This window comes from Pseudomonas sp. 25 R 14 (genome assembly GCF_900004755.1).
Lineage (GTDB): Bacteria > Pseudomonadota > Gammaproteobacteria > Pseudomonadales > Pseudomonadaceae > Aquipseudomonas > Aquipseudomonas brenneri.
The window spans coordinates 1-26,125 of record NZ_CVTS01000052.1; the positions used below are offsets into that span (position 1 = coordinate 1).

The 26,125-nt window shown below is 60.3% G+C and carries 23 protein-coding genes and 1 pseudogene; 16 read left to right on the forward strand and 8 right to left on the reverse strand.

Annotated elements, in window-relative coordinates:
* Positions 1–34: 34 nt before the first annotated feature.
* From BFQ03_RS18560 to BFQ03_RS18570, 3 genes are all read right to left on the reverse strand, one after another.
* Positions 35–868, reverse strand: coding sequence for a TIGR03915 family putative DNA repair protein (locus tag BFQ03_RS18560; RefSeq protein WP_032860185.1), 834 nt, complete (start codon positions 866–868; stop codon positions 35–37).
* Positions 865–2,085 (reverse strand): putative DNA modification/repair radical SAM protein, encoded by a 1,221-nt coding sequence (locus BFQ03_RS18565; protein ID WP_032860186.1) that lies wholly within the window; start codon positions 2,083–2,085, stop codon positions 865–867. The genes BFQ03_RS18560 and BFQ03_RS18565 overlap by 4 nt, the downstream gene beginning before the upstream one ends.
* Positions 2,086–2,197: 112 nt before the next feature.
* A complete protein-coding gene (locus tag BFQ03_RS18570) occupies positions 2,198–2,542 on the reverse strand; it encodes an FKBP-type peptidyl-prolyl cis-trans isomerase (RefSeq protein ID WP_065943686.1) in 345 nt (114 codons plus the stop codon).
* 181 nt (positions 2,543–2,723) lie between these two features.
* Here BFQ03_RS18570 and BFQ03_RS18575 point away from each other — a divergent pair, with 181 nt between their 5' ends.
* The gene (locus BFQ03_RS18575) at positions 2,724–3,611 is read left to right on the forward strand and encodes a nitrilase family protein (RefSeq protein WP_065943685.1); all 888 of its coding nucleotides are present in this window, start codon (positions 2,724–2,726) and stop codon (positions 3,609–3,611) included.
* Positions 3,612–3,625: 14 nt separating this feature from the next.
* On the forward strand, positions 3,626–4,795 hold the full coding sequence (locus tag BFQ03_RS18580) for a hypothetical protein (RefSeq protein WP_139115706.1): 1,170 nt from the start codon (positions 3,626–3,628) through the stop codon (positions 4,793–4,795).
* A 38-nt stretch (positions 4,796–4,833) separates the two neighbouring features.
* Here the strand turns inward: BFQ03_RS18580 and BFQ03_RS18585 are convergent, their stop codons facing one another.
* The 3 genes and pseudogenes from BFQ03_RS18585 to BFQ03_RS30745 all read right to left on the reverse strand — a co-directional run.
* A complete protein-coding gene (locus BFQ03_RS18585; RefSeq protein ID WP_223232698.1) occupies positions 4,834–5,454 on the reverse strand; it encodes a transglycosylase SLT domain-containing protein in 621 nt (206 codons plus the stop codon).
* An 87-nt stretch (positions 5,455–5,541) separates the two neighbouring features.
* Positions 5,542–6,510 carry a hypothetical protein gene (locus BFQ03_RS18590; protein ID WP_065943683.1) on the reverse strand — a complete coding sequence of 323 codons (969 nt, stop codon included), beginning with the start codon at positions 6,508–6,510 and terminating at the stop codon, positions 5,542–5,544.
* Between the two features lie 172 nt (positions 6,511–6,682).
* Positions 6,683–6,790: pseudogene (locus tag BFQ03_RS30745) on the reverse strand (outer membrane lipoprotein carrier protein LolA); the annotation flags it as partial.
* Positions 6,791–6,822: 32 nt separating this feature from the next.
* Here BFQ03_RS30745 and BFQ03_RS18595 point away from each other — a divergent pair.
* The 3 genes from BFQ03_RS18595 to BFQ03_RS18605 all read left to right on the forward strand — a co-directional run bounded on the left by BFQ03_RS18595 (position 6,823) and on the right by BFQ03_RS18605 (position 8,963).
* Positions 6,823–8,319 carry a PAS domain S-box protein gene (locus BFQ03_RS18595; protein WP_032860205.1) on the forward strand — a complete coding sequence of 499 codons (1,497 nt, stop codon included), beginning with the start codon at positions 6,823–6,825 and terminating at the stop codon, positions 8,317–8,319.
* A 132-nt stretch (positions 8,320–8,451) separates the two neighbouring features.
* Positions 8,452–8,703, forward strand: a complete 252-nt coding sequence (locus tag BFQ03_RS18600; RefSeq protein ID WP_032860206.1) for a CsbD family protein — start codon at positions 8,452–8,454, stop codon at positions 8,701–8,703.
* An 11-nt stretch (positions 8,704–8,714) separates the two neighbouring features.
* On the forward strand, positions 8,715–8,963 hold the full coding sequence (locus BFQ03_RS18605; protein ID WP_032860207.1) for a DUF1652 domain-containing protein: 249 nt from the start codon (positions 8,715–8,717) through the stop codon (positions 8,961–8,963).
* A 106-nt stretch (positions 8,964–9,069) separates the two neighbouring features.
* Here the strand turns inward: BFQ03_RS18605 and BFQ03_RS18610 are convergent, their stop codons facing one another.
* Entirely contained in the window at positions 9,070–10,275 is a 1,206-nt protein-coding gene (locus tag BFQ03_RS18610) for an MFS transporter (RefSeq protein WP_032860208.1), read from the reverse strand.
* 176 nt (positions 10,276–10,451) lie between these two features.
* On the opposite strand from BFQ03_RS18610, the gene BFQ03_RS18615 reads away from it, so the two are divergent.
* From BFQ03_RS18615 to BFQ03_RS18635, 5 genes are all read left to right on the forward strand, one after another.
* The gene (locus BFQ03_RS18615; protein WP_065943682.1) at positions 10,452–12,617 is read left to right on the forward strand and encodes a WG repeat-containing protein; all 2,166 of its coding nucleotides are present in this window, start codon (positions 10,452–10,454) and stop codon (positions 12,615–12,617) included.
* Between the two features lie 111 nt (positions 12,618–12,728).
* Positions 12,729–13,286, forward strand: a complete 558-nt coding sequence (locus BFQ03_RS18620; protein ID WP_065943681.1) for a helix-turn-helix domain-containing protein — start codon at positions 12,729–12,731, stop codon at positions 13,284–13,286.
* Between the two features lie 22 nt (positions 13,287–13,308).
* The gene (locus BFQ03_RS18625; protein ID WP_032860211.1) at positions 13,309–14,655 is read left to right on the forward strand and encodes a glutamine synthetase family protein; all 1,347 of its coding nucleotides are present in this window, start codon (positions 13,309–13,311) and stop codon (positions 14,653–14,655) included.
* Positions 14,656–14,768: 113 nt separating this feature from the next.
* On the forward strand, positions 14,769–15,866 hold the full coding sequence (locus BFQ03_RS18630) for a DNA alkylation repair protein (RefSeq protein ID WP_065943729.1): 1,098 nt from the start codon (positions 14,769–14,771) through the stop codon (positions 15,864–15,866).
* Positions 15,867–16,017: 151 nt separating this feature from the next.
* Positions 16,018–17,877: a DUF3857 domain-containing transglutaminase family protein gene (locus BFQ03_RS18635; protein WP_065943680.1), complete on the forward strand. Its 1,860-nt coding sequence runs from the start codon at positions 16,018–16,020 to the stop codon at positions 17,875–17,877.
* A gap of 72 nt (positions 17,878–17,949) precedes the next feature.
* Here the strand turns inward: BFQ03_RS18635 and BFQ03_RS18640 are convergent, their stop codons facing one another.
* Positions 17,950–18,840 (reverse strand): LysR family transcriptional regulator, encoded by an 891-nt coding sequence (locus tag BFQ03_RS18640; RefSeq protein WP_032860213.1) that lies wholly within the window; start codon positions 18,838–18,840, stop codon positions 17,950–17,952.
* Positions 18,841–18,969: 129 nt separating this feature from the next.
* Here BFQ03_RS18640 and BFQ03_RS18645 point away from each other — a divergent pair, with 129 nt between their 5' ends.
* From BFQ03_RS18645 to BFQ03_RS18665, 6 genes are all read left to right on the forward strand, one after another.
* Complete coding sequence (locus BFQ03_RS18645) at positions 18,970–20,616, forward strand: GMC family oxidoreductase (protein ID WP_065943679.1); 1,647 nt, start codon at positions 18,970–18,972, stop codon at positions 20,614–20,616.
* A gap of 172 nt (positions 20,617–20,788) precedes the next feature.
* A complete protein-coding gene (locus tag BFQ03_RS18650) occupies positions 20,789–22,414 on the forward strand; it encodes an MFS transporter (RefSeq protein ID WP_032860215.1) in 1,626 nt (541 codons plus the stop codon).
* A 229-nt stretch (positions 22,415–22,643) separates the two neighbouring features.
* Positions 22,644–24,593: a DNA topoisomerase III gene (locus tag BFQ03_RS18655; protein WP_032860216.1), complete on the forward strand. Its 1,950-nt coding sequence runs from the start codon at positions 22,644–22,646 to the stop codon at positions 24,591–24,593.
* A gap of 125 nt (positions 24,594–24,718) precedes the next feature.
* Positions 24,719–25,159: a CBS domain-containing protein gene (locus BFQ03_RS18660; RefSeq protein ID WP_032860217.1), complete on the forward strand. Its 441-nt coding sequence runs from the start codon at positions 24,719–24,721 to the stop codon at positions 25,157–25,159.
* A gap of 88 nt (positions 25,160–25,247) precedes the next feature.
* Positions 25,248–25,553, forward strand: coding sequence for a hypothetical protein (locus BFQ03_RS30290; RefSeq protein ID WP_156356797.1), 306 nt, complete (start codon positions 25,248–25,250; stop codon positions 25,551–25,553).
* Positions 25,554–25,779: 226 nt separating this feature from the next.
* Complete coding sequence (locus BFQ03_RS18665; protein ID WP_029296579.1) at positions 25,780–26,109, forward strand: hypothetical protein; 330 nt, start codon at positions 25,780–25,782, stop codon at positions 26,107–26,109.
* Positions 26,110–26,125: the final 16 nt, after the last annotated feature.

Sequence of the window (26,125 nt, forward strand, 5' to 3'; positions counted from 1 at the left end):
GCAAGCCAGCTCCCACACAAGCCCGCTCCCACATTTAACTGTGCCCGCTTGATATTTTCTTACCTCGCCGAGCCGCCACGAGGCTCGCCTGTCCATCCCGCTGCTTCCCCGTCCGCGCCTCGCTGATCAACCCCGGTATCAACTTGCCCTCCGGCAGATTCTTCCAGAACCGGCTCGGCAAGTGCCCTTCCATGACCTTGGGATTCAACCGCGCCGGGTTGAAGATATGGCTGTAGTAGGTCAGCCACATGGCACTGTGTGGATCCTCGACATTCCGTGCCAATTGCTGCCATTGCTCCGGGCACTGGCGTTGATGAATCAACTGCTCACCGTCGTAATACACCCCATCCAGTGGCGTGGCGATCATCCAGCGATGACGGCCCATGCGCCCGACAAAGTGCTGGCTGGCGCTGTGCAGGATATCGTGGGCCGGCTCATGCCACGCCACGTACTCCGGCATCTGCGGGCCCACTGCCGCCGGCAGGGCGATAAAGCGCACAAACGCATGCAGGTGGTGGGCTTCGCGTCGTACCTGCTTGATCCGTCGTTGCAGTTCGCTGCCCAGTTGATCCCCCGCCATCATCGCCGTGCGGTCGCCATGGCTGACACGCCACAGCACTTCGTACAGCAGGCTCCAGCGTTGTTCGCCGTGGTAACAGGCGGCACTTTCCAGCAGCTCCAGCAGGGCCTTGGGAATACGCGCCTGGAACGGGCCATTGTGGGTCGGATAGTGCTCATCGGTGGCGAACAGGTCGGCCACTTCCACTTCGCCCCAACTCACATGGCTGGGGTCGATCTGATGGCTGAGCAACCAGCGCGCCTGCTCGCGCCAGGTGCTGAACAGGTTGTCGCACTCCAGGCTGATCATCCCCATAACCCCATCTGTTGCGGTTGCGGACGATCACGCAGTTGCTCGCGCAACAGCACGCTGGTGCTTTCGGCCTGCTGGGGATGGTAGTCACTGGTGATGAAAAACGGCTTGGCCTTGGTCAGCACGCAGCGCATGCGCGCCAGGTCCTCAAAGCGGATCTTGCGTTGCCGGCGCAGTTCCACCAGACGCTCGGTGGTGCGCAGGCCAATCCCCGGGATACGCGCGATCAAGGTCGCCTCGGCACGGTTCAGGTCCAGCGGGAACACCTCGCGATGCTCCAGGGCCCAGGCCAGCTTGGGGTCGATATCCAGCGCCAGATCCCCCGGCCCCGCGAACAGTTCATTGGCGCGAAAACCATAACTGCGCAGCAGGAAATCCGCTTGATACAAGCGGTGCTCACGCATCAACGGCGGCGCCGCCAGAGGCACGCTTTTCGGGCTATTGGGAATCGGGCTGAACGCCGAGTAATAGACCCGGCGCAACTTGAAGTTGCCATACAACGCCTCGGCGCCGTGGAGGATGGTGCTGTCGTCCGTGTCATCGGCACCGACAATCATCTGCGTGCTTTGCCCCGCTGGCGCAAAACGCGGTGCACGGGGTTCGTTGAGCACGGTTTGCTCGCCGGTGAAAATCGTCTGCATCGCCTGCTTTATCGAGCCGATCTGCTTTTCCGGCGCCAGGATCTGCAGGCTTTTATCGGTGGGCAGTTCAATGTTCACGCTCAAGCGATCGGCGTAACGCCCGGCCTCGGCAATCAATGCAGGATCCGCTTCGGGAATGGTCTTGAGGTGGATATAACCGCGAAAGTCATGCACCTCGCGCAGCAACTTGGCGACCCGTACCAGTTGCTCCATGGTGTAGTCCGCCGAACGGATGATCCCCGAACTGAGAAACAACCCGCTGACACAATTACGCCGATAGAAGTCCAGGGTCAGCGTCACCACCTCCTCCGGGCTGAACCGCGCACGGGGCACGTCGCTGGAGCGGCGGTTGACGCAGTATTGGCAGTCGTAGAGGCAGAAATTGGTCAGCAATACCTTGAGCAACGACACACAGCGCCCGTCCGGGGTGTAGCTGTGACAGATGCCCATGCCGTCGGTCGAGCCCAGCCCCGCCTTGCCCTCGGAACTGCGCTTGGGCGCACCGCTGCTGGCGCATGACGCGTCGTACTTGGCGGCATCGGCGAGGATGCTGAGTTTTTCGATCAACTGCATGGCGGGATACCGAATACTGTATTTTTATACAGTATCAGCAGCAGCACCCGCCATTCAAGGGGAGACAGGCGAACGGTAGGACAAATCACTGTAGGAGTCGGGTCTTGGACCTTCAATCATCGCGCGTCAGCACTTCCAGCAACTCGATCTCAAAATGCAGATTGCTATGGGGCTTTATATGCGCACCCATCGTCCGCTCGCCATAGGCCAGATGCGCCGGCACAAACAGCTTGCGCACACCACCGACCTGCATGCCCATCAAGCCCTGGTCCCAACCCTTAATCACTCGACCGGTACCGATCACACATTGGAACGGCTTGCCCCGCTCCCAGGAGGAATCAAACACCGTACCGTCTTCCAGGGTGCCGGTGTATTGGGTGGTGATCAGCGCCCCCTTGACCACGGTTTTTCCGTCGCCTTGGCGCAGGTCGGTGATTTGCAGTTCTTCGTTGCTCATGGGGGTCTCGTTGGGTTCATACAGGCTGGCTTTTTCCCAGAATCAAGCGCCTTTGGCAAGCGCCCTCTAAAGGATCCAGGCTACAGCTCAGCCAGAAGCATCTGACTTAACCTCACCCATTTTTTCCCCTCTTATGAAAAACCAACCACCCCGGTTGCATAACAATAAGAGGTCACCCGCAATGAGCGAACCAACAAGCCCTGTCCGCGTCGCTGTCGTGCAGTTCGCCCCCCAGGTCGGCCTGGATAACCGCGAAAGCAATCTACGCCGCAGCCTGGCGTTGGCCGCCGAGGCCGTCAACGGTGGGGCTAACCTGATCGTACTGCCCGAGTTGTCGAACTGCGGCTATTTCTTCAGCAGTCGCCAGGATGCATTCGAGCATGCCGAGGTCATTCCAGGCGGCGCCAGTGTGCAGGCCTGGATGGCGTTTGCCGCCACGCACCAGGTGTATCTGGTGGCGGGCCTGAATGAGATCGATGGCCGGCAACTGTTTAATACCGCGGTATTGCTGGGGCCGGATGGGTTGATCGGCAAATACCGCAAGGCTCATCTGTGGAACCTGGAAAAACTCTGGTTCACCCCCGGCAACCTGGGGTTTCCGGTGTTTGAAACACCTATCGGGCGGATTGGCCTGTTGATCTGCTGGGATATCTGGTTCCCGGAAGTACCACGCATCCTCAGCCAACAAGGCGCCGACATTATTTGCAGCCTCAACAACTGGGTCTGGACACCGCCGCCGCTGTTCGATGAGGCCGGCAAATGCATGGCGTCCTATCTGACCATGACTGCGGCACACGTCAACAACGTGTTCATCGCCGCTGCCAGTCGTATCGGTGAAGAGCGCGACGCGCGCTACCTGGGCTGCTCGTTGATTGCCGGGACCAATGGCTGGCCCATCGGCAAAGTGGCGTCAGCCGATCGCCAGGAAATTCTGTTCGCCGATATCGACCTGACCAGTGCCCGCAGTGCGCCGATCTGGAACAGCCTCAATGACCTGCAACGTGACCGGCGCAATGATCTTTACGATCAGATGCTCGGGTATTCCCAACACCCCGCCCTGCCACGCTAAAAGGACGGTGGATCATGGAAAACCTGTTCCTGAAACCCGGCACCGAACGATCATCGGTCGATAAGGCGGTAATCACACTAGGGCTCATCAGCGCCTTGCTGATCCTCTGGATTGCATTCACACACCCAGGCTCCTGGCCCGGCTACAACGATATGGTGGAGGGCTTTCCGGAGCCCATCGCCTGGCTACGCTGGGTAGTGGGGGATATCAGCGAGGTGGCCTTCTACAAACATGAACTGGCCTCCCTCGGTTTGTTGGCGGGTGCATACCTGGCCTGGTGGGCCAGCCGAACCGGCAAGCGCTGGCAGGGTTTTGCGATTTGCTACGGCAGTGGGTTATGGCCGTGGCTGGTAACCAGTTCCCTGCTGGGCCTGCTGCTGAGTAACCTGCTGTGGGGGTGGACGGTCACCGCCGCTACCTGGCAGCCGACCTTTGCGGCGTTTGTGTCATTGCCGGCGGCAATGGTGCTGATGTTTGGCGGCGGCTGGAAGGTCACGCTCAACGGCGCGTTGCTGGGTGCGCTACTGGTCACGCCAACGTGCTTGCTGATCGTCAATTTTGTCTGTGTCCCGCTGGGTTTGCCTGTCGTGATTGGCAACGTACTGGGCATGGCGGTGGGCAGCGTGATTGCCTTTGTAGTGTGCCGACGCGTACCGGTGCTGGTGCGTTCCGGCTATATCGCCCCGCCCAGGCCGGCCCCGGCCAAGCCACCGTCTTATGGCGTGGCCTGGAGCCTGCGCAGGGTGTTGGCTGATTTTTCCGAAGCGCCGTTTTTCGGTAATGAGTGGGCCAGCCTCGGCCTGCTGGCCGGGGTCATGCTGGCGTATGCCTTGAACCCCGTGAGCGCCGCCTATGGCTCGGGATTGGTGCTGCAACTGGTCGGCGCCCAGGCGCTGACTTCGGCACTGGGCGTGGTGATCTGGCGCAGCCAGTGGATCAAGCGCGGTTGGTATCCCACCTATGTGCCGTTGGTGTCGGTCGTGCCAGCGGCAGTGCTGACCCATGGCGGCAGTTGGATGGTGATCGGCTCAAGTGCATTGCTCGGGGCGCTGGTTGCGCCGCCATTGGCCTGCGCAATTGCAGGACGGATGCCGGCGCACTTTCATCCTTACATCGGCAATGTGATTTCGATGGCGCTGAGCACCTTGTTGATTGTGCCTTTGGTTGGAAGATTGGTCGCGTAAACACGCGGGTAAGGCCCATGAGTCTTACCCGCGCTCACTCACAGCCACCGCCAAAACCGGCTCCAGAACCCCCGCTCCAGGTCCGCCTTGCACCCCGCATATTGGCGTGCATACATATCGGAGCGGGCCTTGACCTTGCCGGCAACCGGCAACAGCCACGCCTTGCTGGCATAGGTGCGGTTACGGTAACCGCCCCAGCCTTCGTGGTAGTTCAGGTATTGGCCATAGGCGTCATATTTGTACACGCCGTTGATGGTGGCGGTCTTGTCCATGTACCAACCGACAAAGTCGATGGCATCGTCGAAGTCCTGGCGGCTGGCCCAGTTGCGGCCGGTGCTTTTCTGGTAGTCGCCCCACACTTCATCCTTGGCCTGGGCGTAGCCGGCGGCGGTGCTGACACGGCCCCAGGGAATGATCCACAACAGGTATTTGCGCGGGGTCTTGGCGTTCTGCCGGAAGCCCGACTCCTGATACATGATGGCAAACGGCACCTGGATCGGCACACCCCAGCGCTTCTGGGTGACTTTGGCCGCGTCGTACCAGTCATCCTTTTCGCGGAAGATGCCACAGATGTCATTGGGCGTGCGTGGCGGTGAAGTGCCGCACGCTGCCAGCAGGAGGGTGAGTAACAGCAGGGTTGTGGTTTTTAGCAGGGTCAAAAGCATACCTTTGCGTGATGCGCGTAAAAGGTCGACAGTTTACGCGCTCACGCAAGGTGATGCCGCTAAGACATCAATTGGCCTTGATCAAGCCATTGGCACTTTACGAGTCGAAATGGCCAGGCGCCCCATACCAAAGCTCAATGCAGCCCCCAACAGCAACATCAGCAATGTGCTCCAGGCCGCGCGGGACAGTTGCTGGGCCGCGATTTCACCGGCTTCGCGGGCCTTTTGTTCAGCCTGGGCCTTGAGCTCTTCGACTTTCTGCACGGCCTGCTGATATGCCTGGGCATAGTTCTCGACAATCTGGCTGGCCTCGGCCTGGCTCTTGCCGGTGCGGGCCGCGACAATGTTGACCAGCGCTTCTTTGTCCGCCGCATTCAACGCAGGCTCACCGGAAGCCTTGACGCGCTCGAACCATTGCTTGAGTTCGGTCGCAGCCTGGGCCGGGTCGGTTGCTGCATCGGTGGCCGATTGCTTGCCATCAGCACCAATCTGCTCGGCTTTCTGCTCGACCGTGGCCGGATCCAGCTCAGCCTTGCCGCTTTGCTTGAGCAAGGTGTCGAGTTCGCCCTGCAAGCTGTCCCAATCCAGGCTGATGCCCTGTTCGTTCAACTGCTGCTTGACGCTGTCGCTGATACCCGGCGCCACGGCGGCAATCCCGCTGCCCGCCGCCGACAGGCCTTTGCCTACGACATTGCCCGCTGCGCCGACAACGCTGGTGGCCAACGCCGCCAGCAGCCAGGTGGTCAGCAAGGTGGTGATGGTCCAGCTCAGGATGCCATGCAGGCCACCGCGATCCGGGGCCGTGCGCCCGGCAACGAAGGCACCCACGCCAATCGCCAGCAGCGTGGAGACAAACAGCCAGATACCAGCGCCGGTACCAAAGCCACTCAACGGGTTACCGGCCTGCATCGCGTCGACCGCGCTGGCGCCGATGGCGGTGCCCAGTACGCTCAGTACCAGAGAGGTCACCAGGGCAATTGCACTACCGGCCAGTACCGAGCCCCAAGACACGCGAAACGGCGAACGGTTGGTTTCATAGAGGGTGGTCATGATCGATCCTTGGACAAATGAGTAGGCCTTCAGTGTGTCCAGGTCGGTGGCTGCGGTCTCGGCACAATTGCACTAGGTACACTGGTGCATTCGCACCCTGCCAGGGTGATTGGCTCTGCACTATGCTCAGGCTCTGTTGTCGTACTCCACATGTGCCAGACACGCCCTGTTTTGTAGGCGCGAGCTTGCTCGCGAAGAACCTGAGGGCGCCGCGTTCTTCCAGGGCGCGCGCGTTACCGTTGGAGACCTTCGCGAGCAAGCTCGCGCCTACAGGAGACACGGTTGTCCTTACCTACCCATTTTGGAGAAACCATGAGCCAGGCCGTCCTCGCCCAAGAAACCAATCGCCGCCAATTGCAGCAGATCATCTCCGGGCTGTCCGATGGGGTGATTCTCGCCGAGGTCGACCAGAGCATTCTCTGGGCCAACGAAGCCGCGCTGGCCATGCATGGCCTGGATGACATTGCCGGGCTCGGTGCCAACACCGCCGAATACGCCGAGCGCTTTGCCCTGCGCTATCGCAACAATCACCCGCTGGCCCTGGAGGCCTATCCGCTGAGCCGGGTGGCCAACGGCGAAGCGTTCAGTGACGTGATAGTCGAAGTCACCCCCACCGCCGACGCCGACCGCACCTGGGTTCATCGCTTGCGCAGCCTGGCGCTCACCGACAGCGCCGGCAAGCCGGAACTGCTGGTGCTGATCCTCAGCGACGCCACCGAATGGGCCAGCGCCGAGCAGCGCTTTGAAAAGACCTTCAACGCCAACCCGGCACCGGCGGTGATCTGCCGCTTGAGCGATTTGCGCTATATCAAGGTCAACCAGGGTTTCCTCGAAATGACCGGTCACAACCGCGATCAGGTGATCGGCCGCTCGGTATACGAACTGGATGTGCTGGAACAGGCCGAACGCAAGGAGCTGGCGATCCAGCGCCTGGGCGAAGGGGCGACCATCCCGCAGATGCAAGCCGAGCTCAAGCTGCCTGAAGGCGGCAGCAAGCTGGTGATTGTCGCCGGCCAGCCGCTGGATATGAACGATGAGGAATGCATGTTGTTTTCCTTCACTGACCTTGAGCCCCGGCGCAAGGCCGAAACCGCCCTGCGCCAGAGCGAGGAGCGGTTTGCCAAGTCTTTCCGCCTGACACCGGTGCCGACCCTGGTGTGCGATGCGGGCAATCAGCAAGTGGTGGACGTCAACGACGCGTTCATGAGCATCACCGGCTACACCAGTGAAGAACTGATCGGCAAGTCCATCACCGAGATCAACTTTATCGACAGCAGCGAGGCCTGCACGCAGTTGTTCGCCACCCTGGAAAAGGCCGGCAACCTCGATGGCCAGGATCTGAAGATCCGCAAGAAAGGCAACGAAGTGATTGATTGCGTGGTGTCGGCCGACACCGTGAGCATTCAGGACACCACCTGTTACCTGCTGGTGATGATGAACATCACCGAACGCAAACGCTCGGAGCTGGAGTTGGTATCGGCCATCGAAGAAGTGATGAAGGACGCGTCCTGGTTCAGTCAGACCCTGATTGAAAAACTGGCCAACGCCAAGAGCGTCAACAGCCCCAACCTGCCGAACATCGCGTTCACCGACTTGACCGCCCGTGAGCGGGATGTACTGGGGCTGATCTGTGAAGGCCTGGCCGACAAGGAAATCGCCTCGCGCCTGAAGCTGGCGCCCAACACCGTGCGCAATCATGTGGCTACGGTCTATTCCAAACTCAACGTACACAGCCGCAGTGCCGCCATCGTCTGGGCCCGCGAACGAGGGTTGTTTGCCGGGGAGCGGCGGGCAAAAAACCCGAAATAAGGTGCAAATGCACTAGGACTACCAGTGCAAATTCGCCTTATTGCACACCGCTGCGCTGCTTAACCTTGAAGGGTAGGCACTGGGTTTGACGCCCTGTGCCATGGCGATTTTTTTGCCCTTCAAGGAGGCATCATGAACAGTGAACAGGTCAAAGGCCGCATCGCAAAAGCAGCGGGCAAAGCTCAGGACTTTCTCGGCGACATGACCGACGACGAACAGCTCCAGGCCAAGGGCGTAGCGCGCCAGGCGGCCGGCCAACTGCAACAGACCTATGGCGATGTGCTGGACAATGTCGGTGACTTTGCCCAACGCAAACCCCTGGCCACTGTGGCAATCGTGGCGGGCGTGGGTCTGCTCCTGGGTCTGTTGCTGCGTCGTCGTTAATGGGGGCTGGCATGTTTACCTTGGCCCAACTGCGCAATTGCATCGAGGAAGCCTTGTTGCCGCTGACCTGCGAGTTCACCCTGTGTCGCGACTCGTCACTGACCTTGAAGGTGTTTGACGCCGAGAGCGGCCGGGTGGACCTGGTCGTCACCGGGATCAGCGTGAATAAGCTCAAGACCCCGCAGGACGTCGCGACGATGGTCGAGGAATTGCGCTATGAGTTGCACAGCAACACCGTGGGCGAGACAGTGTCCATCTGACACCCCACCTCTGTAGGAGCTGGCTTGCCAGCGAAAAACGCCAGGGCACCGCGTTTTGCCTGGTTGTGCTCATCATCGCTCACCCCCTTCACCGGCAAGCCGGCTCCTACAGGGGGTGTGCGGTGTCAGGACGCGGTTTCAACGACGCGCCGATAAAATAGAACAGCCCGCCGGCCACGATAAACCCCGCCAGCATGTAGAACATGTAGTGCGCCGGCAGGCTGGCCAGCACCAGCCCGCACAACACCGGCCCCAGGGCGGCACCGAGGTTGGAGAGGTTTTGCGCGCCGTAGTACATGCCCCGCAGGTGATCCGGGGCAATGCGGTCGATAAACATGTATTCAGCGGGGAATACGATGATTTCCCCCACGGTAAAGATCGCCATCGACACCACCCACCACCACACGCTGGTGGACAGCGCAAAGCCAATCACCCCCAGCATGAACATGCCCAGCCCGAGAATCAGCCAGCGGCTCAGGTGACGGTGGCTGATCTGCCGGCCAATCACGTATTGCAGGGCGATCACCAATAGTGCGTTGGTGGTCAGAATCGCGCTGATGACCTTGTAGGTGTACTCCGCACTTGAGGTCGTCACCAGGTACTGCGACAGGTACGCAGTGAACTGTCCAAAGACTACTGCGCTGAGCAAGCCGCCCACGGTAAAGCACACCAGCCGATGATCACGCAGCAACACCCGGCCAACGGCAAGGAACGACACCGGTTTTTGCGCCGTGTCAACCGTCGCCAGGGTGCGGTCGCCCCAACGCCAGTAGAGTAGGAAAAACCCAGCCCCCAGTACCGCCGACAATACAAACGGCAGGCTGATATCGGCCTTGGCGATCATCGCACCAAAAAACGGCCCTACCGCGTAACCGATATTGGTCAGGGTGTATTTGATGGAAAACACTTCGCTGCGCGCATCCTCGGGCAACAGGCTGGCAAACCCGGCCTTGACCGCAATATCGATCACCGCATAGGCCAGGTTGATCAGGATCAGGCAGGCATAGAACAACCACAGGTCACGCGCCAGCAGCGTGCCGACAAACCCCAGGACAAACAGCAGGCTCAGGCCCAGCAACAAGCGATAACTGTTGACCCGGTCCACCAGGAAGCCGCCGTACACACTCAGCAGGGAGCCGACGATCAGCGAACTGCCAATCACCAGGCCTACCTGGCTGATGCCCAGGGCAAAGTGACTCGTAAGGTAGATCACCATGTACGGAAAGGTAATCGCCTTGGCCAGCGTCAGAATCAGCGTGGCTGACAGCAGCAGGTTCACGGTGCGGGGGTAACTTTTTATTGTGGTCAGCATCCTGCTCTCTTTCTCTGAAGGCATTCGTTGCAATGGGGCCAGTCGCTACCTTAACGCAGGATGAGCGGCAAAAAATGCTGCTTTATGCATTTATGCAAAAATTAAATCCACAATTCTGAATAACGTGTATACGGTACTACTCTCCTTGCGCCAGCCTACTGACGAGTCCAAGCACGATGAAAACAGCTCTGTCCCGAACCAAACTATTGGCTAGCGCCTTGATTGTGATCGCGGTGATCGGCGGCGCAACGTATTACCTGCTGGGCCGCAATGCTGACACCGAGTTGCTTGAAGACGCCGAGTACAGCGAGGCACAGCTCAATGAAGGCGGTGTGGATGGCATTCGGGACCTGCCCTTGGCGGAAGCGAAAAAGCGCCTGAATTACCTGATCCTCGATATGCGCGACAGCCTCAACCGCATTGCGGTGATCGAAAGTATGCGCCTGGAAATCGGCCCGGCCACCCCCACGCCCGGCGAGCCCCAGGCGCACAAAGAACTGAGCTACGACAAGCCGTTCGTGCCCTTCCCCGATCAGCAATTGAAGGCTGCGTTAACCACCCTCAAGCAAACACCGCTGCACTTCCAACAGGTGTTTTTCGACAATGGCTCCGGGCTCAATCTGGATGTCGAAACGATCCGCGACACCCTCAAGCTTGGCGCGCTGCCGGATCAGGAAAGCACAGGCAGCTACCAGATCCAGACCGTGCATTTTCGCGATGGCACCCAACAGCCGTTTGCCGAGGTGGTCCTTGAGGACGCCAATAGCGAAGAAGAACCAAACCACACCAGCACCGAGCTGAAGGTCAACAAGCCGGTTGAGCGCATCAGTGTTGCCCTGCACTACCAGGCTTACCCTGGCTTCAAGAAAATCCTGCTGGACCAGGCCAACCCGAAAGTCACCGGTGAAAACGGCGAGACTTACCAACTGACCGCCCTCGGCGACTCACGCGCGGCCCTGCAACTGGCCACGCCCAAGCACAAGTCCTATGTGATCCAGGGCCTGACCGCCGACGGCAAGACCCTGTACAGCGGCGGCAGCAGCTCCAACACCTCGCCCACGGCCGCACAAAAGGCCAACCTGAAGGCGTACTACAACGAACTGCTGCGCATGGAAGACCATTTCGACGATTTCAAAAATGCCGCAGCCGTGCAGGATCACCTGGAAAAATTCGCCAGCAGCCTGCCCAGCTCAGACAGCGACCTGAGCAATGTCCAGGTGACTTACCAGTTCGAAGACACGCCTGCCAGTGTGGTCATCTACCTGCTGGAACCGGCGCAACCACAAACGATTGATCTGGAAATGAGCAACAACCTGGCGCCCCGTGATCGCTACATTGCCTTCGACAGCGCCAGCGAAAAAAAGGGGTTTATCGATAACCAGGGACAATGGGTGGTCAAGCCACGCTTCGAGCGTATCGAGTACACCCAAATGCCTGATGTCTACCAGATGATGGTCGGCGAGAAGTCCTCTGGCGAGGGCTGGAGCCAGTTGCTGTTCAAGTACTTTGCCTTTGTGCCTGGCACGCACACGCTCAATGAACTGCCCTTCGAAAGCATCGAACAGCAGATCAACGACCGGTTGATGGTGGTCCAGCGCGAGACCAATGGCCCCTACGGTATCTACGACGTCAAGAAGTTGCAGGTCGTGGTGCCGATGAAGTACGTCAACCCCAGTGTCGTCGGCGAGGTGTTCATCGCCCGTCCGGGCCAGAAAACCTATGGCTCGGACTCGCTATACGGTGCCTGGAACCTGAGCGGCAAGGAGCTGCTGGCGCCACGCTACTCCAGCGTTAACGGCGCGGGAGCCTTTATCTACGCCACCTCTGCCGACAAGCATCAAACCGACGTCTACGACCTGGGCATGAAAAAACTCAATCCGGCCGGCGCAACGGTCTTCGGACAGTTTGTGCAGGGCCAGCCGTTATTGATCCAGGACCGTAAAAGCAACAAATACAGCTTCATCAATGAACAGGGCAAGGCGCTGCCGTTCAGCCTGCCATTCGATGACGTGAATACGTTCTCCAACGGCATGGCGGTGGTGCAAAAAGGCAGCCGTTACGGCGCCATTGATATGAACGGCAAACTTCGCGTGCCCGTGACCTACACCAAGCTCACCCCCTTCCAGAAGAACCTGGCCGCTGCAGAAATGGATGGGTTTGAGGGCTTGGTGCTGATCGACAAGAACAACCGCGTGGCGAAGAAACTGGGCTCCTATACCAGCTACAGCTACCCGTCCAACAGCAACGATGCGACCTACAGCATTTGGGATGCGCAGGTGCCGAACCGGGTCAATGTGTTCGATGCTGACGGTAACCAGACAAGCAGTTTTGAGCGCGAGTAAGGTTCAAACCGTTCAATCAAGCCAGACAGGGCGCTTGTCCGTTGCGCCCATGAAATTAATCATGTATTTTTTCATGAAATTTAAAGATAAGAATTTCACGAAAATACTCCCATGGACAAACAAGAAGAACTGGACGCCCTGGCGACCCTGATCCACGACCTGCGCAAGTACAAGAAACTCACCCTGACCCAGCTGGCGCAAAAGATCGAACGCTCGGTGGGTTTCCTGTCCCAGGTCGAACGCGGTTTGTCGCGCCCCACCGTGGCAGACCTGACTGCTATCAGCCACGCCCTCGATGTGCCCACCACTTATTTCTACAGCGTACCCAAGCCCAAGGCCGTGGATTGGGTCACGCGGCCCAACGAGCGGCGCACGGTGTACTACGCCAATGGCATTACCGACATCCTCGTCTCACCGAGCATGAACGGGGCGTTCTCGATGCTCGACAGCTGGTTGGCCCCTGGCGCCAACAGCGGTGAACAGACCATGAGCGACCGCGCCGAACAGGCCGGGTTTGTGCTTGAAGGCCACCTGACGCTATGGGTCGAAGGCGAGGCCGACGCGGTCACCCTGGGCCCCGGCGACAGCTTTCACCTGGCCAGTTTCGCCCACTGCCGCTACGGCAACCTGACTGACCTGCCGGCCCGCGTGCTGTGGGTCTACAACTGAGGCACACCAAGGAGCGTCACCCGTGAAAAGCCATTCCTCCACGTTACTGGCCGAAGTGCGGACCTTTCGCCAGAACCATCCGGATGTACGTTACGTCGACCTGATTTCCCTGGACATTCCCGGGCGGTTCTACGGCAAGCGCTACCCGGTTGAAATGTTGGAAAAAGTCGCCGCCGGCAGCCCTCTGAAACTGCCACAGAACGCCGTGCTGCTAGGCGCCCAGGGCGGTTTGTTCAAGATCGGCGACTACTGCTTCCATGACGGCGACCCGGACGCCAACCGCCGCCTGGTGCCCGGCACGCTCAAACCGGTGAGCTGGGAGGCGCAGCCCCTGGGACAGATGCTGATCACCTCCGACGGTACCGAGGCGCCCATCGAATTCGAACCCCGCGAAGTGCTGGCCAAGGTCCTCGAACGCCTGCACGGCAAGGGTATTCACCCGGTGGTGGCGTTTGAACTGGAGTTCTACCTTTTCGACAGAAAACTCGCCGACGGCCTGCCGCAATTTGCCCGCGACCCGTTGAGCGATGACCCGGACGACCAGCCCACCCTGCATATCGAGCGGCTGTCACGGTTTGCCCCGGTGCTCGATGACATGGTGCAGACCGCCCAGGCACAGGGCATCGATATTACGGTGATCACTGCCGAGTTGGGCCCCGGCCAGTTCGAAATCAATTTCGGCCACCTCGACGATGGCCTGCGCGCCGCCGACTGGGCCGCCCTGTTCTGCCGCAGTACCCGTGGCGTGGCCCTCAAGCATGGCTATCGCGCCAGTTTCATGGCCAAGCCCTACCTGCAACATCCGGGCAGCGGCATGCATGTGCATGTCAGCCTGTACGATGGCGCCGGTAATAACCTGCTGGCGGCGCATCAGCAGCAACCGTTGCGCCACGCGGTGGCAGGTTGCCTGGAACTGCTGCCCCATTGCATGCCGATTTTCTCGCCCAACCACAACGCCTTCAGGCGCCTGGGCGGTACGGTCAACGCAGCGACCAAGGCCTGCTGGGGCTATGAAGACCGTGACGCCTGCGTGCGTATCCCCGAGTCTGATCCGCGCAACCTGCGGATCGAGCATCGCCTGGCCAGTGCCGACGCCAATCCCTACCTGGTGCTGGCGGCCATCCTGGTCGGGCTCGAACATGGCCTGGAGGCTGCACGCGAACCCATCGCACCGTTGAACGAGGACCGTGACAGCGGCCACGACTTCCCCCTGGAAATGCTTGAGGCCGTGCGCGCCATGCAGGCACAACCGGCCCTGCGCAAGGGCCTGGGCGCGGAGTTTGTCGACGTGTATTGCGAGAACAAACGCCAGGATCACCTGGCCTTCCAGCAGGAGATCAATGCACGGGAATATCGCTGGTATCTGTAGCGACCGCCCCCTGTAGGAGCTGGCAAGCCAGCGCCTACATTTTGATCTTCGCGGCCTTGAGCAAGGTGTTACCTTGCAAAGGTCTTATGATCGCCCTCTCCTGCGGACTGCCCATGACCGACCAAAGCCCCCCTGCCCTCAAGGAAATCTTCAACCTCGAACGCCTGCAACACATCGCCGATGAAATGCGTGCGGTGTACCCGGCGTTTGACGCCAAGGGGTTTCTCAAGCACGCCACGCAGGGTTTGGCCCAGTTGTCGGTGATGCAGCGCATGGCCCGTGTCAGCGAAAGCCTGCACGCGGTCATCCCCCTGGACTATGCGCATACCCTCAAGCATCTGTATGCCTTGGCTCCGCGCCTGAACAGCAGCTTTGTCAGCCTGTTCCTGCCGCACTTTGTGGCCTGCTACGGCCAGGATGACTTCAAGCGCTCGATGGCAGCGCTCAAGTACTTCACCACCTTTGGTTCTGCCGAGTTTGCCGTGCGGCCTTTTCTGCTCAAGGGTTTGGAACCCACGCTGGCGGTGATGCAGCAGTGGTCGCTGGACGACAATGAGCACGTGCGCCGCCTCGCCAGTGAGGGCTCGCGGCCGAGGCTGCCGTGGTCGTTTCGCCTGGCCCGGGTGCAGGCCGATCCGCGCCTGTGCGCGTCGATCCTGGATAACCTCAAGGCCGACAACAGCCTGTATGTACGCAAGTCCGTGGCCAACCACCTCAACGACATCACCAAGGACCATCCGGACTGGGTGCTGGATGTTATCGAGAGTTGGTCACTGGACAACCCTCACACCGCCTGGATCGCTCGCCACGCCCTGCGCAGCCTGATCAAGCAAGGCAATACCCGTGCATTGACGATCATGGGCGCAGGCGCGCGTGCCGAAGTGAAGATCCAGCACTTGAAGGTCGAGCCCGCGGTGATTCGCCTGGGTGAGCGCATCAACCTGTCGTTTACCCTGCAATCCATGGCCAGCACCTCACAAAAACTGGTGGTGGACTACGCCATCGACTATGTAAAAAGCGCCGGCCATAGCGCCGCCAAGGTGTTCAAGCTCAAGACCTTTACCCTCGGCGCGGATGAGCGGCATACAGTTTTACGTCGCCAACACATCCGCGACATGACCACGCGCAAGCACTACCCCGGCCAGCACACCGTGCATGTACTTGTGAACGGTGAACGCCTGGCAAGCAGTGAATTTGAGCTGATCGACTGACCCTTCCCACCAAACAAAAGGCTCTATCTCGGGCCTTTCAGCGATATTTATTGTCCTACAATGCTGGTCTTTGGTGTTGCGATCCATTATCATCTGCCGCCTTCTTGGTACCCGCGAGGGTATCTGTGTCAACGTTCCACCTGAGGCGCCCATGCACTGTTTTTCGTTTTACCGCCCTTTGATTTGCGCAAGTCTGGGGCTTGTTTCGCACCACGCTTACGCCGCGCCGCAACCCATGGCCGAAGCTGCACTTGCCAACGAATCCGAGCTGCACTGCCACTTCAACCGTGACGCCAGCACCGATTGCACCACCACCTACCGCTACACCATCCTCAAGCCCAGTGGCCGGGAAATATTGTCGCGAATCGACTTCAACTATGCCGAGGGCGATGGTTTTGAAGTACTGCACGCCGAGTCCACCCAGCCCGGCGGCAAGCCGCAGCCCCTCGACGAAGCGCAGATCGATACGCGCACCGCGCCCAACCCTGACCAGGGGTTTTCCCGGCTCAAGCAAACGTCCCTGGCCTTTCCCAACCTGCGGGTCGGCACGCAAATCCGCTACACCGTGCGCGAACATCACGCCGCCAAGCCGCTGATGACCGAGTTCCACTACGCCCTGCAGTTCGGCACCAGCACTGCCCGTCGCGACCGCCTCAAGGCACGGTTCACGGCTGAACGGCCAATCGAGTGGCGCGCGGAGTTGATGGACGGTTTCACCATCACCCCCTCGGTCAATCGCAAGACCCTGGATATCGAACTGAAGGCGCCGACCTATCTCAATTACATCAACGAATCGAGTCACGCCTACCTGCGGTTGATCCCACGTATCGAAGTGGGCAGCAGCCTTGATGTGCAAAAGCATTTCGGTGGTTTTGCCCAGCGCTACAACCAGATCCTCGCGGCCAAGCTACCGGCAGGCAGTGCCGCCGCCGTGGCTACGGTGAAAGACTTGGCCCCGGCGCAACAAGTGGCCGGCCTGATGCAGTACATCAACGATCACTACCGTTACCTGGGTGACTGGCGCGCCACGGATCGCGGCTATGTGCCGTTTAACCTGGCAGAGATCGAACAGCACGGTTATGGCGACTGCAAGGACCTCGCGATCCTCCTGACCGCCATGCTCAAGGCCAGCGGGATCAAGGCCGAGACCGCCTGGGTCAGCCGTGGGGATGTGGTGGATTCACTGCTGATTCCGGGCACCGGCGCGCCCAACCACGCCATCGTGCGTGCCGAAGTAGCCGGCCAGGTGTGGTGGCTGGACCCAACCAACCCGGTGTTCGCCCCGGGCCAGGCCATGCCCGACATCCAGGATCGCTGGGTACTCGTCAACGACACCCAGGGCCAGGTACGCGAGGAACATATCCCCCTGGCGCGCCCTGAAACCAGCATCCGCCTGGACAAACAAGTGCATTACGACAAACAGGGCAACGGTGCGACCCGCGCCAGCGTCACCTTCAGCCGCCTGACACTGATGCAATTGAGCGTCGCTGACCGCGAGCAAGGCGCTACCGCCACCGACCAGAACATCTGCGACAACTTCGGCCGGGAAATCAGCGATTGCCAGGTCACCCGCCCGCCCACCGGTTTCGTGGTGCCCGACACCTACACCGTCAACGCCAGCATGACCGACCTGCGCGCCCTGGAGAAACTCGACAACGGCTACGTCTATACCGACCAATCGCTGAAAGAGAAGTGGGATGACCTGTTCAACTACCGCCGCAACGGGCAACAGGGCGACCTGTACCTGGGCAATCCGGACACTGTCGACTACACCTTTACCTTGACCGGCGGGAAGATGGACAAACCGGTGCAGGGCTGCAAGATCAGCTCGCCCTGGTATGACCTGGAACTCGATGGCGAACCGCTCAAGGACGGCTTGCGCTATCACTATCGGCTGACCCAGAAAGTGCGCTGGTTGAGCCATGATGAAATCGTCAGTGCGCCGTTTGAAAAGATGATCAACGATGCCCGTGCGTGTGGTGAACAGGTGCATCAGACCGTGAAACTGTAGGAGCCGGCTTGCCGGCGATGAGGTCCTTGAGTCCCGCGCAAACCTATTGGACGCCATCGCCGGCAAGCCGCCCTACAGTCCGCCCAACAGCAGCCCCTGCTCCTTGGCACACAACTCCACCACGTAATCCCACAACACCCGCAACCGCACCGACTTGTGCAGTTCGCGCCGGGAACTGATCCAGTAACTGCGCTGGATGCCCTCCTGCGGCAACAACGGCACCAGGTCCGGGTCGCCTGCGGCCATAAAGCACGGCAGCACGGCAATCCCCAGGCCCGAACGCGCCGCCTGGTGCTGGGCGATCACGCTGGTGCTGTGGAACACCACCCTGGGGTTGCGGCAAAAACTGCTGAGGAGCTTGAGCTCCTGACTGAACAACAGGTCGTCGACGTAATCGATCCAGGCATGGGCGACCAGGTCTTCGCGCTTCTCGATAGGCGGCGTGCGGGCCAGGTAGCTGCGGCTGGCATAGAGCGCCAGGCGGTAGTCGGTGAGTTTGCGCGTAACCAGTTGGTCGACGCTGGGCCGCTCCAGGTGGATGCTGATCTCGGCCTCGCGGTTAAGGATGCTGACAAACCGCGGCACCGCCACCAACTCCACTTCCAACCCTGGATAACGCTCGAACAGGCCACCCATGCGCCCGGCCAGGAACATCACCCCCAGCCCTTCGGCCACTCCCAGGCGAATCTTACCCAGGGGCGCGGCGGAATGGGTCAGTTCCTCCTCAGCCATCAGCGCGACGTTTTCCATGGCCTCGGCATGCTTGAGCAGCGCCTCACCCGACGGCGTCAGTTCATAACCCTGGGCATGCTGCACAAACAGCGCAGTGCCGAGGCTTTTCTCAATGGCCTCGATATGCCGGGCCACGGTCGCATGCGTGGTTTTCAGGCGCTGGGCAGCGGTCAGCAGGCGCCCGCTGCGCTGTAACTCAAGAAAATACCGCAGGTCATTCCAGTCGAACATGTCGCCTCCCTTCCCGGCCATGAGAACAGCGCTGTTTAAAAACGCACAGCAGCTGGGTAAAAACTAACATTTTTAAGACGAAAACTAACAACTAGGATGGAGCCAATAAGAAAAACAAGCGAGACCCAGATGACTATTGCAACTGAGCAATACGATTACGTGGTAGTAGGTGCCGGCCCTGCGGGCTGCCTGCTGGCCAATCGACTGTCTGCCAACCCCGCCCATCGCGTGCTGCTGCTCGAAGCCGGTGGCCGCGACAATTACCCCTGGATCCATATCCCCGTCGGCTACCTGTTCTGCATCGGCAACCCGCGCACCGACTGGTGCTTCAAGACCGAAGCCCAGGAAGGCCTGCAAGGCCGCGCCTTGAGCTATCCACGGGGCAAGGTGCTGGGCGGCTGCTCGTCGATCAACGGCATGATCTACATGCGTGGCCAGGCCAACGACTACGACGGCTGGGCCGCCGAAGGCAACCCGGGATGGGCCTGGGACGATGTACTGCCGCTGTTCAAGCAAAGCGAAAACCATTTTGCCGGTGCCTCGCCCCTGCATGGCGACAGCGGCGAGTGGCGCGTGGAGCAACAGCGCCTGCACTGGCCAATCCTCGACGCGTTCCGCGAAGCGGCCAAGCAAAGTGGCATCGCCAATATCGACGACTTCAACCAGGGCGATAACGAAGGCTGTGGTTACTTCCAGGTCAACCAGAAAAGCGGCGTGCGCTGGAACGCGGCCAAGGCGTTTCTCAAGCCAATTCGCCAGCGCCCCAACCTGACGGTGCTGACCGAAGTCGAGGTCGATCGTGTGTTATTGAACGACGGCCGCGCCAGTGCCGTGGTTGGCCGCCAGCATGGGCAAGCCATCACCTGGAAAACACGCGAGGAAATCATCCTGTGCGCCGGTGCCGTGGGTTCGCCCGGCATCCTGCAACGCTCCGGCATCGGCCCTTCCAGCGTCCTCAAGCCCTTGGGCATCGAGGTGCTGCACGAGTTGCCCGGAGTCGGCGGCAACCTGCAGGACCACCTGCAACTGCGCCTGATCTACAAACTGGAAAACGCCCGCACCCTGAACCAGATCGCCGGCTCCGTATGGGGCAAGCTGGGCATGGGCCTGCAATACCTGTATGACCGCAGCGGCCCGTTGTCCATGGCCCCCAGCCAACTCGGCGCCTTTGCCCGCTCGGGGCCGGAACAGGCCACGGCCAACCTCGAATACCATGTGCAACCACTGTCACTGGAACGCTTTGGCGAGCCGCTGCACGCGTTCCCGGCGTTTACCGCGTCGGTCTGCGACTTGCGCCCACAGAGTCGTGGGCGCATTGATATCCGCTCGGCAGATCCTTCTGTGCCGCCGCTGATCCAACCCAACTACCTGAGCCATCCTGAGGATTTACGCGTGGCCGCCGCTGCCATCCGCCTGACCCGGCGCATTGTCGGCGCCCAGGCCCTGCGCCCCTTCAACCCGGTGGAATACTTGCCCGGTGAAGCCCTGCAGAGCGACGAACAATTGCAGGAAGCCGCAGCGCGGATCGGCACCACGATCTTCCATCCGGTGGGTACCTGCCGCATGGGCCACGATAAGGACGCGGTGGTCGATGCCCAGTTGCGCGTGCACGGAGTTCCCGGCCTGCGCATCGCCGATGCCTCGATCATGCCGCGCATCACCTCCGGCAACACCTGCTCACCCACACTGATGATCGCGGAAAAAGCCGCGCAACTGATCCTGTCCCCTTCAACGAGGAACCTCACCCCCCAACGAGAACAGACAACACCGGCATGACCTGTAGGAGCGAGCTTGCTCGCGAAAATCGCCAACGATAACGCGGGCATCCTGGATAAACGCGTTGCTCTCAGGCTTTTCGCGAGCAAGCATGCTCCTACAGGGTAAAAGCGGCGCTGAAGTTGGCGCCGACAGTGGAACAACAATAAATAATCACTGTGAGGGCTACCCCATGTCAGAACGTGCTCAACCCCTGGACGCCACCGTCGGCGCCACTGTCACCAGCAAAGAGTCGCAAAAGGTCATCTTCGCCTCGTCCCTGGGGACGGTGTTCGAGTGGTATGACTTTTTCCTCTATGGCGCCCTCGCGGCAGTCATCAGCAAGCAGTTCTTTGCCGGGGTCAACGACACCACGGCTTTTATCTTCGCCTTGATGGCCTTTGCCGCCGGCTTTGTGGTGCGACCCTTCGGCGCGCTGGTGTTCGGCCGCCTGGGGGACATGATCGGACGTAAATATACGTTCCTGGCCACCATCGTCCTGATGGGCGTGGCAACCTTCTGTGTGGGCCTGCTACCGACCTACGCCAGCATCGGCATCGCCGCACCGATCATCCTGGTGGTGTTGCGCATGCTCCAGGGCCTGGCCCTGGGCGGTGAATACGGCGGCGCCGCAACCTATGTGGCCGAACACGCGCCACAAGGCAAACGCGGGTTCCACACCAGTTGGATTCAGTCCACCGCAACCCTCGGCCTGCTGCTGTCACTGCTGGTGGTACTGGCCTGCCGGTATTTCACCGGCGATCAGTTTGAAGTCTGGGGCTGGCGCCTGCCGTTCCTGCTGTCGATCGTGCTGCTGGGGATTTCCACCTGGATCCGCATGAGCCTGCACGAATCCCCCGCGTTCCTGAAAATGAAAGAGGAAGGCAAGGCCAGCAAGGCGCCGATCCGCGAGTCGTTCGGCAACTGGGAAAACCTCAAGGTGGTGCTGATTGCGCTGTTCAGCATCAACGCCGGCCAGGCCGTGACCTTCTACGCCGCACAGTTCTATGTGCTGTTCTTCCTCACCCAGTTCCTGAAGATGGACCCGGCCCTGGCCAATATGCTGCTGATCATCAGCGTGGTGATTGGCGCGCCGTTCTTTATCTTCTTCGGCTGGCTGTCGGACAAGCTGGGGCGCAAGCCGGTGCTGATGGTCGGCCTGCTGCTGGCCACCGCGCTGTACTTCCCGATCTTCAAGGGCCTGGCCCACTACACCAACCCGGCGATGGACCAGGCCAGCCGCCAGGCGCCGATCACCGTGCTGGCCGACCCGGCTACCTGCACCTTCCAGTTCGACCCGGTGGGCAAGGCGCGGTTTGACAGCCCCTGCGACAAGGTCAAGACCTTCCTGGTCAAACAGGGCCTGCCCTACAGCAGCGAAGCCGCACCTGCCGGCAGCGCAGTGCAGGTCAGCGTGGGCGATGTGCGCATCGACGGCTATGACGAAGACGCCCTGCGCGGCGCCGTGACCCTGGCCGGCTACCCGAAATCGGCGGACGTGGCCCAGGTCAACAAAACCATGGTGGTGGTGCTGATCGTCGCCCTGATCCTGATCGCTGCGATGTGCTACGGCCCACTCGCCGCGCTGATGGTGGAACTGTTCCCGACGCGCATCCGCTACACCTCCATGTCCCTGCCCTACCACATCGGCAACGGCTGGTTTGGCGGGTTCCTGCCAACCGTGTCGTTTGCCCTGGTGGTGTACACCGGCGATATCTTCTACGGGCTGTGGTACCCAGTGGTGATTACCGGGGTCAGCCTGATTGTCGGGCTGCTGTGCCTGAAGGAAACCAAGAACGTGGATATCGACAACAACTAAATATCCCGCAAACACTGTAGATCCCTTGTGGGAGCGGGCTTGCTCGCGATGGCGGTGGATCAGTCAATACATCTAGTGACTGACACAGCATCATCGCGGGCAAGCCCGCTCCCACATTGGTTCCCGGCGCTCACACAAATTGCTGTATATCCATCCAGATAAAGGTTGCTCAATCCCCTTCTTTTGCCCATCCTGCTTCCCATTCAACTGCGTAACGAATGGGCTGAGCATGCGGCTGTACCTCTGTGAAAAACCCTCCCAGGCCAAGGATATCGCGGCCGTGCTCGGCGCCAGGCGCCGGGGCGACGGCTGCTGGCTGGGAACCGACGTCACAGTCACCTGGTGCATCGGCCACCTGCTGGAAACCGCCCCGCCCGACGCCTACGACGCCAAGTACAAACGCTGGGTGCTGGCCGACCTGCCCATTGTCCCGGAAAAATGGAAGATGACGGTCAAGCCCAAGACCGCCAGCCAGTACAAGGCCGTCAAGCGCCTGCTGGGCGAGGCCCGGGAACTGGTGATTGCCACCGACGCCGACCGCGAAGGCGAGATGATCGCCCGGGAACTGGTCGAACATTGCCGCTATCGCGGGCCGATCCAGCGGTTGTGGTTGTCGGCACTGGACGATGCCTCGATCCGCAAGGCGCTGGCGTCGTTGAAGCCTGGCGCAGAGACCTTCAACCTCTACCATTCGGCCCTGGGTCGCTCCCGCGCCGACTGGCTGATCGGCATGAACATGAGCCGCCTGTTTACCCTGCTCGGCCGCCAGTCCGGCTACCAGGGCGTGCTGCCGGTGGGTCGGGTGCAAACCCCGACCCTGCGCCTGGTGGTGGACCGTGACCGTAGCATTGCCGACTTTGTCCCCGTGGCGTACTGGGCCATTGATGTCGAATTGCGCCATCAGTCGATGAGCTTTATCGCACAATGGCGCGCCGCCGACGATATCTGCGACGACCAGGGCCGCTGCCTCAACCCGCAACGCGCGCAACAGGCCGCCAGCGCGATGAGCAACGCGGCCAGCGCCCGGCTGGTGAAGTTGCGCACAGAGCGCATGCGCGAAGTGGCGCCGCTGCCCTTCGACCTGGGCACCCTGCAGGAAATCTGCTCGAAAAAACTCGGCCTCGGCGCCCAGGAAACCCTGGATATCGCCCAGTCCCTCTACGAAACCCACAAGGTCATCACCTATCCACGCAGTGACTGCGGCTATCTGCCCGTCAGCCAGCATGGCGACGCACCAAGCATTCTCGCGGCATTGGGCCGGGCCGATCCGGCGGTCAATGCGCTGATGCCGCACATCGATGCGCAACGCCGCTCCCGCGCCTGGAACGACGCCAAGGTCAGTGCCCACCACGGCATTATCCCCACTGGGGCCGGCAAGGACCTGGCACAGTTGGCCGGCAAGCACCGCGCCGTCTACACCTTGATCCGCGCCCGTTACCTGGCGCAGTTCCTGCCCAACCACGAATACGACCGCACCCAGGCGGACTTCAACTGTGCCGGCGAAGCCTTGCGCGCCGTGGGCAAAGTGGTGGTGGAGCCAGGCTGGAAGCGGGCCTTGCCCGAAGCCCTGGCGCCAAGCAAGGGTCGCGAGGCGCCGGCCCCACAACCCTTGCCACCATTGGTGCAAGGCCAGGACTACGCAGTGGCCAAGGTCAACCTCAAAGACTTGTGGACCCAGCCGCCCAAACCCTTCACTGAGGGCGACTTGATCAAGGCCATGAAAAACGTCGCCAAGCTGGTGGACGACCCGCTGCTCAAGCAGAAACTCAAGGACACCACCGGTATCGGCACCGAAGCGACACGGGCCGGGATTATCCAGGGCCTGCTGGACCGCGGTTACCTGGTAAAAAATGGCAAGGCATTGTCAGCCACACCGGCGGCCTTCAGCCTGATCGACGCGGTGCCCAGGGCCATTGCCGACCCTGGCACCACCGCCATTTGGGAACAGGCCCTGGATATGGTGCAAAGCGGTGAGATGAGCCTGGAGGAATTCGTCGCCAAACAGGCAGCCTGGATGAGTAAACAAGTGGCGCGCTGCAATGGCCTGCAAATGACCATCAGCGGCCCGGCCAGCCCGGCAGGTCGTGCTGCCACGCCCTGGAAAAACAAACGCAAGCCGGCCAAGCGCAAGACTGGCACCAGCCCGAAACGGGCGGCAAAACCGGCAAGCAAGGGCTAATTGGGTGAAAAAATCCATAAAATGACGCTTTTTGACGGGATATACGCCGCTTTGGGTCTTGCTCCAGCGCCTGCGGTCTAGGATTCTGTAGGCACAGCCCTAATAACAACACCAGAGTGGCCGCCATGAAAACCGTCGCACAGTTGCTCAAGTCCAAGGACCAGAAGAATCAGGAAGTGCATACCATCCAGTGGAATCACACCGTGTTTGAAGCGCTGGTGGTGATGGCAGCGAAGAACGTCGGCGCTTTGCCGGTGGTCAAGGACAACAAAGTCGTCGGCATCATCAGTGAGCGCGACTACGCGCGCAAACTGATTCTCCACGGACTGTCCTCGACGAGCACACAGGTACACCAAGTGATGAGCTCACCGGCGATCACCGTGGACACCCACAAAAGCGTCGAAGACTGCATGGGCATCATGACCGACGGCCACCTGCGTCATCTGCCGGTGGTGGAAGACGGAGAACTGCTGGGCCTGCTGTCCATCGGTGACCTGGTCAAGGAAGCCATCGCTGAGCAGGCGGCCCTGATCCAGCAACTGGAGCAGTACATCCGCGGCGAATGACCCTACTCTCGACACCACCACGCCCCCGGTGAGAACTGGCTTATGTAGGAGCTGGCTTGCCTGCGATGGCATCACCTCGGTGTAACTGATGCACCGAGGCGCCTGCATCGCAGGCAAGCCAGCTCCTACATGGATCACTGCTGAACCCGGCCTTGCATGCGACCCACCGGCACAAAAAGTGACGCACAAGTCACCTTTCCCGCATCCTCCCCTGCACAAAAAAAATTATGTAGTGAGTAAAAATAATCACTACATAACCGTTGACGTAACCATTTTGACCTTGCATGATTCAGACGTCTCCCGGATCGGGAGCGTTGGCAACAAGCGTTTTGAACAGGCTCGTCTGACCGCCGAGCTGTTTTTCCGGATGTGCACTGCCCACAAGGCAGATTGATGAAGCTGACCGGCCCGCAAGGATCGGTACAAGAAGCTCAAATGCTGCTTGTCTTCGTTATGAAACCATTGCGTAGCAGGTCATCAGCAACACTACATGCATCAGGTTCAAGACCCTGCCCGTATTCGGCAGACCGTTACTGACGCCCGGTTTTCGGAACCGGAGACAACTTAAAAGTGTATTAACGAATCAACTGAAGATCGCCAACTGGTCAAGGGGCTTACACATGAATCTGAACAACCAACCAACTATCGACGAATTGGCTGAGATGTTCGCAGCGCAGAAAGACACACTCGACGACCATATCCTGTGGATTGGCAAATCGGGCGAAGTGCAAATTGACTGCCTGGCGCCCCATACCGAAGAAGCCGAGTTCGACCGCAATAACCGCGAACTGGCGGCGCGCCTGAAGATGTACCGCCGCGGCCAGGGTTATGTCGGCAAGAAAGCGGCAGCCGATCGCAACTTTATCGAGCAAGTGTTCGATACACTTAACAATGCCTGGGAGTCTTTCAAGGACAACTCGCAAGTTAAAGTAATCGACCGCTACTACTAAGAATAACGCTACCTTT

What these genes read in the sequence shown, in the direction of transcription:
- BFQ03_RS18560 (WP_032860185.1), bottom strand. Translation starts at nt 868, where the DNA reads ATGATCAGCCTGGAGTGCGACAACCTGTTCAGCACCTGGCGCGAGCAG.
- BFQ03_RS18565 (WP_032860186.1), bottom strand. Translation starts at nt 2,085, where the DNA reads ATGCAGTTGATCGAAAAACTCAGCATCCTCGCCGATGCCGCCAAGTAC.
- BFQ03_RS18570 (WP_065943686.1), bottom strand. Translation starts at nt 2,542, where the DNA reads ATGAGCAACGAAGAACTGCAAATCACCGACCTGCGCCAAGGCGACGGA.
- BFQ03_RS18575 (WP_065943685.1), top strand. Translation starts at nt 2,724, where the DNA reads ATGAGCGAACCAACAAGCCCTGTCCGCGTCGCTGTCGTGCAGTTCGCC.
- BFQ03_RS18580 (WP_139115706.1), top strand. Translation starts at nt 3,626, where the DNA reads ATGGAAAACCTGTTCCTGAAACCCGGCACCGAACGATCATCGGTCGAT.
- BFQ03_RS18590 (WP_065943683.1), bottom strand. Translation starts at nt 6,510, where the DNA reads ATGACCACCCTCTATGAAACCAACCGTTCGCCGTTTCGCGTGTCTTGG.
- BFQ03_RS18595 (WP_032860205.1), top strand. Translation starts at nt 6,823, where the DNA reads ATGAGCCAGGCCGTCCTCGCCCAAGAAACCAATCGCCGCCAATTGCAG.
- BFQ03_RS18600 (WP_032860206.1), top strand. Translation starts at nt 8,452, where the DNA reads ATGAACAGTGAACAGGTCAAAGGCCGCATCGCAAAAGCAGCGGGCAAA.
- BFQ03_RS18605 (WP_032860207.1), top strand. Translation starts at nt 8,715, where the DNA reads ATGTTTACCTTGGCCCAACTGCGCAATTGCATCGAGGAAGCCTTGTTG.
- BFQ03_RS18610 (WP_032860208.1), bottom strand. Translation starts at nt 10,275, where the DNA reads ATGCTGACCACAATAAAAAGTTACCCCCGCACCGTGAACCTGCTGCTG.
- BFQ03_RS18615 (WP_065943682.1), top strand. Translation starts at nt 10,452, where the DNA reads ATGAAAACAGCTCTGTCCCGAACCAAACTATTGGCTAGCGCCTTGATT.
- BFQ03_RS18620 (WP_065943681.1), top strand. Translation starts at nt 12,729, where the DNA reads ATGGACAAACAAGAAGAACTGGACGCCCTGGCGACCCTGATCCACGAC.
- BFQ03_RS18630 (WP_065943729.1), top strand. Translation starts at nt 14,769, where the DNA reads ATGACCGACCAAAGCCCCCCTGCCCTCAAGGAAATCTTCAACCTCGAA.
- BFQ03_RS18635 (WP_065943680.1), top strand. Translation starts at nt 16,018, where the DNA reads ATGCACTGTTTTTCGTTTTACCGCCCTTTGATTTGCGCAAGTCTGGGG.
- BFQ03_RS18640 (WP_032860213.1), bottom strand. Translation starts at nt 18,840, where the DNA reads ATGTTCGACTGGAATGACCTGCGGTATTTTCTTGAGTTACAGCGCAGC.
- BFQ03_RS18645 (WP_065943679.1), top strand. Translation starts at nt 18,970, where the DNA reads ATGACTATTGCAACTGAGCAATACGATTACGTGGTAGTAGGTGCCGGC.
- BFQ03_RS18650 (WP_032860215.1), top strand. Translation starts at nt 20,789, where the DNA reads ATGTCAGAACGTGCTCAACCCCTGGACGCCACCGTCGGCGCCACTGTC.
- BFQ03_RS18655 (WP_032860216.1), top strand. Translation starts at nt 22,644, where the DNA reads ATGCGGCTGTACCTCTGTGAAAAACCCTCCCAGGCCAAGGATATCGCG.
- BFQ03_RS18660 (WP_032860217.1), top strand. Translation starts at nt 24,719, where the DNA reads ATGAAAACCGTCGCACAGTTGCTCAAGTCCAAGGACCAGAAGAATCAG.
- BFQ03_RS30290 (WP_156356797.1), top strand. Translation starts at nt 25,248, where the DNA reads ATGCACCGAGGCGCCTGCATCGCAGGCAAGCCAGCTCCTACATGGATC.
- BFQ03_RS18665 (WP_029296579.1), top strand. Translation starts at nt 25,780, where the DNA reads ATGAATCTGAACAACCAACCAACTATCGACGAATTGGCTGAGATGTTC.